Raw genomic sequence first — 11,998 nt, forward strand, 5'->3', positions numbered from 1 at the left:
TCCCGATGTGCGGCTCAGTGCGGTTCCGGCCATCACTGGACGGCCAGATCAGCGTAAGCGGAGCGTGATGCCGTGGCCGGTGGATACGGGGGCTGTGCGCGTCAAGCTTCCGTTAATTCTGACGTGCGGGATGGCGGAGCAAGTGAAAGCCCCAGGTCGGGGGCGGTTCTGCGGCTCTGTCCGGCTGGAGGGCGGTGCCGAGCGTGGGGCTCGCGGGTGGGTACCTAGCGTGACCACTGCCTCCGTAAGGTTCGTCTTGGCGCTCGAATGTTTCGGCACCCTTCTGCGGTCCTCGTGTCGAGGAAAGATTCACCGTGTACAAGGGGTTGCCACTGTTTACCCGCTGTCTCTAGGGTGCGGCAGCAACGCATCTTTCTGAATCTCATTCGAAACTTTCGAGGAGCGCATGATGGGCGACCCGGCACTGTCCCGCCGCGGCTTCCTGGCGGGCTCCGCCGCCGCCGGTCTGGGGATGACGGCACTGACGGCATGCGGCGGGGACTCGGACGGAGGGTCGTCCGGGACGACCACGATCGAGTGGTGGAACATCTCCACCACCGAGCCGACCAAGGGGGTCTGGGCCGCCCTGGCCCGGAAGTTCGAGGCGCAGAACCCCAAGGTCAAGGTGAAGATCGTCCAGCTGGAGAACGACGCCTACAAGGCGAAGATGACGGCCCTGACCTCCTCCGGGAAGCTGCCCGACATCTTCCACACCTGGGGCGGCGGCGTCCTCCGCCAGCAGGTCGACGCCGGGCTCGTCGAGGACCTCACGGACCGCACCAAGCCGTGGGGCGACGCCCTGCTGCCGGTCGCCCGCGAGCCGTACCTCCTCGACGACCGGGTCTACGGCATCCCGTTCGACATCGGCATGATCGGCTTCTGGTACAACAAGGCGCTGTTCCAGAAGGCCGGCATCAGCGCGCCGCCGACCACCTGGAGCGGCTTCCTCGACGCCGTGCGCAAGCTGAAGTCCGCGCAGATCACGCCGCTGGCCCTGGCCGGCAAGGAGAAGTGGCCCGGCATGTACTACTGGGCCTACCTGGCGATGCGCACCGCCGGCGCCGGGGCGCTGCAGAAGGCCTACGAGGACAAGGACTTCACCGGCGCACCTTTCCTCGAAGCGGGAGAGCACCTGGAGGAACTCGTCGCCCTGAAGCCGTTCCAGAAGGGCTTCCTCGGCGCCGCCTACTCCACCCCCACCGGCCAGGCCGCCACCGTCGGAAACGGCAGGGCGGCCATGGAACTCATGGGCCAGTGGGCGCCCGTGGTCCAGGCCGACGCGGGCAAGGGCCTCGGCAAGGACCTCGGCTTCTTCCCGTTCCCCGCGGTCGAGGGCGGCCGCGGCGCCATCACCGAGGTGTTCGGCGGAGGCGGCGGGCACGCCCTGCGCCGGGGCGCACCACAGGCGGCCGTCGACTTCCTGAAGTTCTTCGCGTCCGAGGCCACCGACCGGGAGCTGGTGAAGAAGACCGGCGTCCTGCCCGTGGTCCCGGCGGCCGAGAGCGCCCTCGCCGACCCCAACATCAAGGCCGTACAGCAACAGCTGAAGCAGGCCACCGGCTTCCAGCTCTACCTCGACCAGGCGTACGCGCCCGCCGTGGGCCAGGAGGTCAACGACAGCGTCGCCGCGCTCATCGCCGGGTCCAAGTCGCCCGGGCAGGTCGCCCAGTCGATCACCAGGACCGCGAAGGAAGAGCAGTAGCCGGCGATGACCTCCACGTACCTGCCGGACAAACGGGCCGGCCGCGACGCCGGCCCCCCGGCCCCGGCCGCCCGCCGGGACCGGGCCCGGGCCCGGCGACGCACCCTGAACTGGCTGACCGCGACGGGATTCCAGCTGCCCGCCCTGGTGCTGTTCATGGGGCTCGTGCTGCTGCCGATGCTGTTCGCGCTGTACGCCGCCTTCTTCCGCTGGGGCGGCTTCGGCATGCCCTCCGACTACGTCGGCGGCGAGAACTTCACCCGGCTCTTCCAGGACGACGTCTTCCTCGGCGACCTGTGGCGCTGCCTCGTCCTGGTGGTGCTGTCGCTCGCCCTCCAGCTGCCGTTCGCGCTCGCCATGGCCGTGCTGCTCAACCAGCGGATGCGCGGCCGGGCGGTCTACCGGATGCTGTTCTTCGCCCCGTACGTGCTGTCCGAGGCCATCACCGGTGTGCTGTTCGGCATGATCTTCGCGCCGGACGACGGCTTCGCCGACCAGGTCCTCGGCGGGATCGGGCTGGACGGGCTGGGCGGCGAGTGGTTCGCCGACCCGTCGACCGTCATGGCGACCCTGTTCCTGGTCATGACCTGGAAGTACTTCGGCTTCCACATGATGCTGTACCTGGCCGGACTCCAGGCCGTCCCCAGGGAACTGACCGAGGCGGCGCTCATCGACGGGGCCGGGCCCTGGCAGCGCTTCCGCAACGTCACCCTGCCGCTGCTCGCGCCCACCCTGCGCATCAGCGTGTTCCTGTCGGTCATCGGGGCTATCCAGCTCTTCGACCTGGTGTGGGTGACCACCGCGGGCGGCCCCGACCACCACTCCGAGACCATGGCCGTGACCATGTTCCAGTACGGCTTCAAGCGCTACCAGGTCGGCTACGCCAGCGCGATCAGCGTGGTCATGTTCGCCATCAGCCTCGTCTTCGCCCTCGCCTACCAGCGGTTCGTGCTCCGGCGCGACCTGGAAGGGGCCACCACGACCATGCGGGGTGACGGAAAGTGACAGCCAGTCAGAAGACGCGCAGGGGCCGGACCCTTCCGCTGCACCTCGTCCTGGTCGTCGTCGGCGCGGTCATGGCCGTGCCGCTGCTCTACGCCGCGCTGTCCGGCTTCAAGTCCACCGACGAACTCTCCCGCAACCCGGTCGGCCTGCCCGAGTCATGGGTGACCTCCAACTACACCCAGATCCTCGGCTCGGGCGACTTCTGGCGGCTGATCGGGAACAGTACGCTCATCGCGGTCGGCACGACCGTCCTGATCGTCGCCGTCTCCGCGCTGTCGGCTTTCTCCTTCGCCCGGTTCGCCTTCCGCGGCAGGGAAGCGCTGTTCACGCTGTTCACGATGGGGCTGATGTTCCCGTTCGCCGTGGCGGCGCTGCCGCTGTTCCTGCTGCTGCGGTCCCTGGACCTGCTGGACAACCCGCTCGGCGTGATCCTCCCGCAGGCGGCCTTCGGGCTGCCGATGACCATCATCATTCTGCGGGGCTTCTTCCGGCAGATCCCCGGCGAACTGGAGGAGGCGGCCACCCTCGACGGGTGCAGCCCCTTCGGGTTCTTCTGGCGGGTGCTGCTGCCCATGGCGCGGCCCGCGCTCGGCACGGTCTCGGTACTGGCCGTCGTCACCAGCTGGAACAACTTCTTCCTGCCGCTGCTGGTGTTCACCGACGCGCAGTGGTGGACGCTGCCGATCGGAGTCCAGCAGTTCCAGGGGCAGTACTCGGCGGAGTACGCCAAGGTCTTCGCCTATCTGGTGCTGGCCATGGTCCCCGCCCTCGCCTTCTACTCGGTCGCCGAGCGCCAGCTCGTCGGCGGCCTCACCGCGGGCGCCACGAAGGGCTGACGCGCCCGCGGACGTACGGCTCACCCACCCGTTGACCGTGAGGAGTCGCACCATGCACAAGACCGCCACCCGGCTCAGACTCGCCGGGGCGCTCGCCGCCGCGCTGATGCTCGGAGGCATCGCCACCGGCCCGTCGGCACAGGCGGACGAACGGCACGGCAAGGAACGGACCCTCGCCGACCTCGCCCAGCGGCACGGCCGCTACTTCGGCAGCGCGACCGACAACCCGGAGCTCGTCGACGAGCCGTACAAGGCCCTGCTCGGCCACGAGTTCGACCAGATCACCCCCGGCAACGGGATGAAGTGGTACGCGACCGAGCCCGAGCAGGGCGTGTTCGACTTCTCCAAGGGCGACGAGATCGTGAACCTCGCCCGCGCCAACCGGCAGAAGGTGCGCGGCCACACCCTGGTCTGGCACAGCCAGCTGCCCGACTGGCTCACGAGCAGGGAGTGGACGGCGCCGGAGCTGCGGGCCGTGCTGAAGAAGCACATCCAGACGGAGGTGCGGCACTACCGGGGCAAGGTCTTCGCCTGGGACGTCGTCAACGAGGCGTTCAACGAGGACGGCACGTACCGCGAGTCGGTGTTCTACAAGACCCTGGGCCCCGGCTACATCGCCGACGCCCTGCGCTGGGCGCACCAGGCCGATCCGCGCGTGAAGCTGTACCTCAACGACTACAACATCGAGGGGATCGGCCCGAAGAGTGACGCCTACTACAAGCTGGCGAAGGAGCTGAAGGCCGAGGGCGTCCCGCTGCACGGCATCGGTCTGCAGGCCCATCTGGCGCTCCAGTACGGCTATCCGACCACCCTGGAGGACAACCTCCGCCGCTTCTCCCGGCTCGGCCTCGACACCGCGCTCACCGAGGTCGACATCCGGATGCAGCTGCCCGCGACCGAGGAGAAGCTGGTCCAGCAGGCCGAGTGGTACGGCGACCTGACCGAGGCGTGCCTGGCGGTGCGCCGGTGCGTCGGCATCACCCTGTGGGACTACACCGACAGGTACTCGTGGATCCCCGACTTCTTCCCGGGCGAGGGCGCGGCCCTGCCGTGGGACGAGGAGCTGCGGCGCAAGCCGGCCTACTTCGCGCTGCGTGAGGCGCTCGGCGGCAGGTAGCGGGGGTGGTGGCGCCCTGCCGTCGGGGGGTGGCGGGGCGCCACCGCAGGTCCGCCGGGAGCAGGGCTACGGGCCGGTGCCGGGCGCGTCGTGTGGGCTGTCGGACGGGGGCTGCCGCCCTGGCCGCGGTGTCCGGCCGGCCCCGGGCGGGACCGGTGGGTTCCGGGGTGTCGGAGGTGCCGTGCTCGCCCTCACCACCAGGTCGGTGCCCAGCTCCACCCGCGGCGAGTCCGGCTGTTCGTCGCGGGTGAGGCGGAGGACCGTGCGGACGGCCAGCTTGCCCATGTCGGCGAGGGGCTGGCGGACCGTGGTGAGCGGCGGAGCCGACCAGCGGACTTCCGGAAGGTCGTCGAAACCCACCACGCTCATGTCCTGCGGCACCCGCAGCCCGCGCCGGCGCAGTGCCTCGATCGCGCCGAGTGCCATCTGGTCGCTGGCCGCGAACACGGCGGTCGGCGGCTCGGGCAGGTCGAGCAGGGCGTTGCAGGCGGTGAAGCCGGACTCGGGACGGAAGTCGCCGGGGGCGACGAGGGACTCGTCCAGCGCGATGCCGGCGCCCTCCAGCGCGGCGCGGTAGCCGTCCAGCCGCGCCCGGGAGCAGAGGAGGCGCGGCGGGCCGGCGATCAGGCCGATCCGGCGGTGGCCCAGCGACAGCAGGTGGGCGGTGGCCGCCATGCCGCCCGACCAGTTGGCGGCGCCGATCGTGGGCGCGTCCAGGGCGGGGGAGCCCGCCGGGTCGACGACCACCAGCGGCACCCCGAGGATCCGCAGCTCCTCGTGGAGCATCGGCTCCAACGCCGACGTGACCAGGATGACGCCGTCCGAGGCGCGGGCCCGGAGGTTACGCATCCACTCGCGGGCGTCGCCCGACCGTCCGTGGATGGCCGACACCACCGTGCCGACCCCGGCCGCGTGCGCGACCTCCTCCACCCCACGGATGATCTCCACGGCCCAGGGACTGTCCAGGTTGTTGAAGACCAGGTCGAGCAGGGCTGCGCGGGTGCCGGAGGACGCGGGGCGCCTGCGGTAGCCGTGCCGGCGCAGCAGGTCCTCGACGCGGGCCCGGGTCTGCGGCGACACGTCCGACCGGCCGTTGACGACGCGGGACACGGTCGGGACGGACACGCCGGCCTGCCGGGCGATCTCCGTGATCGTGACCCTGCCCTCCGCGTCGGCCTCACGTGCTGCCACTCGCCCCACCTCCGTCGACGTTGACCGCGAAACTTCCAGGAGTCTTCCGGAAAACGGGCATCCGTGGGAAGGCGTACGGGGCGGGAACGGGGCGTCGCCGGGAATGACGGGGAGTGACGGTCTCCGGACACGCGTCGGGGCCGGTGCGCAGGAGGTCCTGCGGCCGGCCCCTCATGTCTGCGGGCGGGGCGTCACCCCGCCCGCGGCCCTCAGGCCGCCGTGACCACCTGGCTGCCGGCCGGCGGGCGGTGCGGGGCGATGATCCGGCCGTCGGGCAGGAGCTCGCCGGTGTCCTCGAAGAGCAACACCCCGTTGCACAGCAGGCTCCACCCCTGCTCCGGGTGGTGCGCCACGAGGCGGGCGGATTCCCGGTCGGCGGAGTCGGCGGAAGGGCACGGTGTCTGGTGCTGGCACATGGGTGGGATCTTTCGGTCTGTCGTCATGGATGAGGTGACTGAGTCTGCTGTCGTGTTCGTTCCGCGGCTGGAAGTCTCGTTCATGGCCGCCCCCCGTGATAAGTCGTCGGAACCCAGTGTTGCCCCACGGGCGTCGATCCGCAGGGATTTCGCAGCACCGCTACTCACTGGTTCAGGACGCATCACCCGCGCGGACGGTTCATCCCAACTGGACTGTCACTTCGGGTGGTTCTCGGTGGCCTGATGGGGCTAGTCCGGTCGGGGCGGTCACCTCTCCGGGCTCTTATGAGCCATTAGCCGCTCTTAAGAGCGGGGAAAAGGCGACCCCGCCGGCGGGAATTCCGGCGGCGGGGCGCAGGGGAACGTCGCGGCGCTTCAGGCGGGTGAGCCGAGCAGGCGCGTGGGAGTCGCCCGGTGGGTCAGCACCGGGAGGAGTTCGGCGACGCGGTGCGGTCGGTGGGCCGCGATGCCGGGAGGCGCGGGGGCCAGCGGGACGAGCAGGTCGGTGGCGGCGGGATGGCCGACGGCGCCGTCCGCGGCGCAGTCCTCGTGCAGCCAGAGCGTCAGCATGTACAGGCCGGGCACCGACAGCAGGCGGGGCTGGTAGGGCTGCGCCATCGTCTCGGCCTGGCGCAGGGCGCGCTCGGTCGAGGTGATGTACGGGCCTTCGAAGAAGTGGGAGAAGGCCCAGCCGTCGGCGGTCAGCATGGTCTCCGCCGCGGCCAGGGCACGATCGCCGCAGCGGATCAGGAAGCGCCACCCGGCCAGCCGCGTGACCGGCACGCCCTCGGCCGTGACCGCGTCGAGGACGTGGACGGGCAGGGGCAGCTCGGGCGTGGCGGGCCCCTGGGCGCCGAGCAGGGCGGGAGTTCGGGCTTCGCGGACCGCGGTGGGAGAGGAGAGCGCAGTCAGGACGGAACGGAGTGCGGGCGCGGGAGCCGGGGGGACATGCAGCGGCATGGTGGGTCGCCTCTCATTCAAAGGCACGGTGGCGCGAGGGCGGGGGCGGACGGCGCTGTCTGCTCACGGGAGGTCAGAGAGGCAGGGGCCGGGGTCTGGAGAACGAGAGGGGGGTGGGGTCCGCCGTACATCGCCTCGACGACATGACCCATCGACCGTGGGCGCCAACCTTCTGCCTTGTTCGCGGAGTTTATACGACACGGGTTCAGACTGTGTTTCGTCTAGCCGTTTCCGGTGAGTAGAACAAGGGTACATTCGGTCGGCGATACGCGAGAATTATCCCGATTCCACGCGGGGGTGTGCGGCGATGACCTCGGCGAATGGCCGCGATCCGGTCGGCCCATTCTCGTCGGCGTTTTTCACGAGTCGGCGCCGCCCGAAACCGGTGTCCCGCTTCATGCCGAGCGAATGTGCCACCGGTCACACGTGACCAGCGTAGCGGCCGCCGGCCCCGCCCGGGACGTTATCGATCGCTTTCGCTGGGCATCCTCCACCTGACCGGGGCCCCGGCGGCCGGGTCTTCGGCCCGCACCATCCGAGGAGGGACGCATCGATGGGGGAGAAGGTCGTGGCAGGCCGGTTCGACCTGTCCGATCGCCAGCGCTACCGCGACAAGCTCCGCCAGTGCCTGACGGGCTTGGAGCGTCTCCTGGCGGAGAAGCGGTTCGATCGCCCGAAGAACCTCATGGGGCTGGAGATCGAATTGAATCTCGCGGGCGCCGACGGCCTGCCGAAAATGTTGAATGGGCAAGTCCTGGAACGCATCGCAAGTCGCGACTTCCAAACAGAACTCGCCATGTTCAACCTTGAAGTCAACATTCCTCCACACCGCCTCGGTGGCCGTGTATTCGACCGGCTCGCGGAGGAACTCCGTACGTCACTGGCATATGCCGACCGAAAAGCCGGCGAAGTCGATGCGGGAATCGTGATGATCGGCATTCTGCCGACTCTCGACCGGGACGACCTGGTGTCGTCGAACCTCTCCGACGTCGACCGCTACACCCTCCTCAACGACCAGATCGTGGCCGCCCGAGGCGAGGAGTTCACCCTCGACATCGCCGGTGTGGAACATCTGTCCTGCACCTCGAAGTCCATCGCCCCGGAGGCCGCCTGTACCTCCGTGCAACTGCACCTCCAGGTCACCCCGGCCCGGTTCGCCGACGTGTGGAACGCGGCCCAGGCCGTCGCCGCCGCGCAGATCGCCGTCGGCGCCAACTCGCCCTTCCTGTTCGGCCGCGAGCTGTGGCGCGAGTCCCGGCCCCCGCTCTTCCAGCAGTCCACCGACACCCGCCCGCCCGAGCTCCAGGCCCAGGGCGTCCGGCCGCGCACCTGGTTCGGGGAGCGTTGGGTGACCTCGGCGTACGACCTCTTCGAGGAGAACCTGCGCTACTACCCGGCGCTGCTGCCGATCTGCGACGACGAGGACCCGATCGAGGTGCTCGACCGGGGCGGCACCCCGACGCTCGCTGAGCTCGTCCTGCACAACGGCACGATCTACCGCTGGAACCGCCCGGTCTACGGCATCGCCGACGGCGTCCCGCACCTGCGCGTGGAGAACCGCGTCCTGCCCGCCGGGCCCACCGTCACCGACGTCATCGCCAACGCGGCGTTCTACTACGGCGTCGTCCGCGCCCTCGCCGAGGAGGCCAGGCCGGTCTGGACCCGGCTGCCGTTCGAGGCGGCGGCCGCCAACTTCGACGCCGCGTGCAAGGACGGCATCGACGCCCGCTTCACCTGGCCCCGGCGCGGCCGGTACGGCGGCACCGTCCAGGTCGACGCGGTGAGCCTGGTCCGCGACGAGCTGCTCCCGCTCGCCGAGGCAGGACTGGACGCCTGGGGCGTCGAGCCCGCCGACCGCGACCTGTACCTGGGCGTGATCGAGGAACGCTGCCGGCGCCGGGTGAACGGGGCGAGCTGGCAGGCCGCGACCTTCCACAAGGCCCTGGACACGGGCCTCACCAGGGAGGACGCGCTGGCCGCCACGACGCGGCGCTACCGCGAGCTGATGCACAAGGGCGACCCGGTGCACAGCTGGCCGGTGGGACTGCCGGAGCCGGTGTCGCTGGGCTGACGCCCCTGTGGGACGGCCGCCCGCTGCCGCCATACTGATCCGACACGTCGGTGAAGTTGGAGGCAGGTGTGCAGGCGGAGGCGAGCCCGGCGGGCGATCCCATTCCCCAGCAGGGGCTCTCACGGCGGATGCTCCGCGACGAGACGCTGCTCGTCCTCGCGCTGTCGCTGGGGGCGAGCGGGGTGTCCGCGCTGATCAGCTTCATCGGGTCGGTCACCAAGCCGGGCGGGCTCAAGGACCAGGCGGCCACGATGAACGCCTCGGCCGCGCCCGGCCGCCCCTGGCTCGACCTGGCCTGGCAGCTCTTCGGCATCACCACGGCGCTGGTGCCCGTCCTGCTCGTCGCGCACTTCCTGCTGCGCGAGGGCGCGAGCCTGCGCACCCTCGGCTTCGACCGCACCCGCCCCTGGCCCGACCTCGGCCGGGGAGCCGCGATCGCCGCGGTCATCGGCAGCACGGGCATCGCCTTCTACCTGGCCGCCCGCGGCCTCGGCTTCAACCTCACCGTGGTGCCCGAGGCGCTGCCCGGCGTGTGGTGGAAGTACCCGGTGCTGATCCTCTCGGCGATCCAGAACGCCGTACTGGAGGAAGTGATCGTCGTCGGCTACCTGCTGCGCCGCATGGGCCAGCTGGGCTGGACGCCGACGGCCGCACTGGTGGGCAGCTCCGTACTGCGCGGCTCGTACCACCTCTACCAGGGCATCGGCGGCTTCATCGGCAACATGGTCATGGGCGTCGTCTTCGTCTGTCTCTACCGCCGCTGGGGCCGCGTCGGCCCGCTCGTGGTGGCTCACTCGCTGCTCGACATCGGGGCGTTCGTGGGCTACGCGCTGCTGGCGGGCAAGGTGGGGTGGCTGCCGACCGCGTGACGAGACACGGGAGGGGCGTACGACGGTGTCGTACGCCCCTCCGCTCGTCTCAGGCGAGCAGTTCGCCCTCGATGACCGTGACCGCCCTGCCGGTCAGCAGGGTGCGGTCGCCGCGCAGCTCCGTGCGGACGCGGCCGGAGCGGGGCGAGGCCTGGAGGCCGGTGAGGCCGGGGCGGCCCAGGCGCTCGGACCAGAACGGGGCGAGGGCGGTGTGGGCGCTGCCGGTCACCGGGTCCTCGTCGATGCCGACGTTCGGGAAGAAGCAGCGCGAGACGAAGTCGTAGCCCCGGACCGGGTCCTCCGCGCGGGCGGTGGCGATGACGCCGCGCTCGGAGTGGGCGGCGAGGGCCTTCAGATCGGGGCTGAGGGCGTGCACCGTCTTCTCGTCGGCGACCTCGACCAGCAGGTCGCCGACGTTCGGGCCCGTGTCGAGGACCGTCAGCGGTTCGGTGCCCAGGGCCTCGGCGAGGCCGGGGGGCGGGTCGACCCGGGTGAGCGGGGCCGTCGGGAAGTCCAGGGTGACGGAGCCGTCCGCGGCGGGCGTGGCGACGAGGACGCCGCTGCGGGTGGCGAACCGCACCGGCCCCTCCTGGATGCCGGTGGTGCGCAGGACGTGGGCGGTGGCCAGGGTCGCGTGGCCGCACAACGCGACCTCGGTGGCGGGGGTGAACCAGCGCAGGGCCCAGTCGGCCTCGCCGCCCTCGGGGAGGGGGTGGGCGAAGGCCGTCTCGGCGTGGTTGACCTCCAGGGCGACGTTCTGCAGCCAGGTGTCGTCCGGGAAGGCGTCCGCGTCGTTCAGGAGCAGGACGCCGGCCGGGTTGCCGGAGAAGGGACGATCGGTGAAGGCGTCGACGATTCGGATCCGCATGCCCCGACGCTAGGGGCTCCGCGAAGCCGGGGGCCAAGGCCAATTCACGAGTGCTGGCCCGCTTCCGCCGGGGTCGGCACTGTCCTGACGTCCTGCTGGCGCGGTCGAATCGAGGAGGCGACGTGTGAAGACTGGACGTACCCCGAGGAGTTCGATGTCCGTCAGCGGCTACATTTCGAGGTCGAAGGCGTCGAATGCCGGCTGCACGGCTCCCGCTTCGACCTCGCACCGGCCAGCCGTTCGCGCGTCGGCCTCGCGGCCCCGCCGGGTGTGTCCGGTGCGGATCGAGGAGGGTTGCGTGTACGTCGATGTCGTACCGCGGAGTGATGGATGACTGGACCTTCGGGCGATCTCGCGGGGGAGCGTGCCGACGCCGTCCGCAACCGTGCCCGCTTGCTGGAGGCGGCCGCTTGGCTGGTGGCCGAGCGGGGCGCCGAGCATGTGACGATGCACGAGGTCGCGCGGGTGGCCGGGGTCGGCAAGGGCACGCTGTTCCGCCGGTTCGGCGACCGCAACGGACTGCTGCTGGCTCTGCTGGACGACGTCGAGGCCGAGTTCCACGAGGCGTACACCTTCGGCCCGCCGCCACTGGGACCGGGGGCGCCGGCGAGTGAGCGGCTGATCGCGTTCGGCCAGGCCCTGATCGAGCGGGTCGCCGACCCCACGGACCTGGGCCCGGCACTGGGCCGCCAGGTGCCCACCGACCGCCGCCGGACCTCGTACTACGGCCGGGCCTTCCGCGCCCACGTCATCTCGCTGTTGCGGGAGGCGGGAGTCGTGGGCGACCACACGATGCTCGCCCACGCCCTGCTCGCCTTCGTCGACCTGGAGACCCTGGACCACCTGCGCACCGACGACCAGGTCACCACCGCGCGCCTCCAGGCCGCTTGGGCGGATCTGGTGCGGCGGGTGACCGGCACCGACGAACGGTGAACGTCCCTCCGTTCACACGTTCTTACGGAC

The 11,998-nt window shown here is 70.8% G+C and carries 11 protein-coding genes; 7 read left to right on the top strand and 4 right to left on the bottom strand.

Features of this window, described 5'->3' with window-relative positions:
- The first annotated feature begins 409 nt into the window (after positions 1–409).
- The 4 genes from ACSUPV_RS34375 (at position 410) to ACSUPV_RS34390 (ending at position 4,660) form a co-directional block, all read left to right on the top strand.
- Positions 410–1,702: an extracellular solute-binding protein gene (locus ACSUPV_RS34375; protein WP_031115123.1), complete on the top strand. Its 1,293-nt coding sequence runs from the start codon at positions 410–412 to the stop codon at positions 1,700–1,702.
- A 6-nt stretch (positions 1,703–1,708) separates the two neighbouring features.
- Complete coding sequence (locus tag ACSUPV_RS34380) at positions 1,709–2,707, top strand: carbohydrate ABC transporter permease (RefSeq protein WP_037768400.1); 999 nt, start codon at positions 1,709–1,711, stop codon at positions 2,705–2,707.
- 71 nt (positions 2,708–2,778) lie between these two features.
- Positions 2,779–3,543: a carbohydrate ABC transporter permease gene (locus ACSUPV_RS34385; RefSeq protein WP_382614387.1), complete on the top strand. Its 765-nt coding sequence runs from the start codon at positions 2,779–2,781 to the stop codon at positions 3,541–3,543.
- Positions 3,544–3,595: 52 nt separating this feature from the next.
- Positions 3,596–4,660: an endo-1,4-beta-xylanase gene (locus ACSUPV_RS34390; RefSeq protein WP_436949172.1), complete on the top strand. Its 1,065-nt coding sequence runs from the start codon at positions 3,596–3,598 to the stop codon at positions 4,658–4,660.
- Positions 4,661–4,726: 66 nt separating this feature from the next.
- Here the strand turns inward: ACSUPV_RS34390 and ACSUPV_RS34395 are convergent, their stop codons facing one another.
- The 3 genes from ACSUPV_RS34395 to ACSUPV_RS34405 all read right to left on the bottom strand — a co-directional run bounded on the left by ACSUPV_RS34395 (position 4,727) and on the right by ACSUPV_RS34405 (position 7,227).
- Positions 4,727–5,851 carry a LacI family DNA-binding transcriptional regulator gene (locus ACSUPV_RS34395; protein ID WP_359790666.1) on the bottom strand — a complete coding sequence of 375 codons (1,125 nt, stop codon included), beginning with the start codon at positions 5,849–5,851 and terminating at the stop codon, positions 4,727–4,729.
- Between the two features lie 209 nt (positions 5,852–6,060).
- Positions 6,061–6,267, bottom strand: a complete 207-nt coding sequence (locus ACSUPV_RS34400; protein ID WP_031115118.1) for a DUF5999 family protein — start codon at positions 6,265–6,267, stop codon at positions 6,061–6,063.
- 375 nt (positions 6,268–6,642) lie between these two features.
- Positions 6,643–7,227, bottom strand: coding sequence for a hypothetical protein (locus ACSUPV_RS34405; protein ID WP_359790664.1), 585 nt, complete (start codon positions 7,225–7,227; stop codon positions 6,643–6,645).
- A gap of 553 nt (positions 7,228–7,780) precedes the next feature.
- Between ACSUPV_RS34405 and ACSUPV_RS34410 the strand changes: the two genes are divergently transcribed.
- Positions 7,781–9,298, top strand: a complete 1,518-nt coding sequence (locus ACSUPV_RS34410) for a glutamate-cysteine ligase family protein (protein WP_031115116.1) — start codon at positions 7,781–7,783, stop codon at positions 9,296–9,298.
- 128 nt (positions 9,299–9,426) lie between these two features.
- Positions 9,427–10,167, top strand: coding sequence for a CPBP family intramembrane glutamic endopeptidase (locus ACSUPV_RS34415; RefSeq protein ID WP_382614385.1), 741 nt, complete (start codon positions 9,427–9,429; stop codon positions 10,165–10,167).
- 49 nt (positions 10,168–10,216) lie between these two features.
- Here ACSUPV_RS34415 and ACSUPV_RS34420 read toward each other — a convergent pair whose 3' ends face one another.
- Positions 10,217–11,035 (bottom strand): PhzF family phenazine biosynthesis protein, encoded by an 819-nt coding sequence (locus tag ACSUPV_RS34420; protein WP_436949173.1) that lies wholly within the window; start codon positions 11,033–11,035, stop codon positions 10,217–10,219.
- A 330-nt stretch (positions 11,036–11,365) separates the two neighbouring features.
- Here ACSUPV_RS34420 and ACSUPV_RS34425 point away from each other — a divergent pair, with 330 nt between their 5' ends.
- Positions 11,366–11,968, top strand: coding sequence for a TetR/AcrR family transcriptional regulator (locus tag ACSUPV_RS34425; protein WP_382614360.1), 603 nt, complete (start codon positions 11,366–11,368; stop codon positions 11,966–11,968).
- Positions 11,969–11,998: the final 30 nt, after the last annotated feature.

Origin of the sequence: Streptomyces sp. SudanB52_2052, from assembly GCF_964272415.1 — a bacterium.
Classification (GTDB): Bacteria; Actinomycetota; Actinomycetes; order Streptomycetales; family Streptomycetaceae; genus Streptomyces; species Streptomyces olindensis.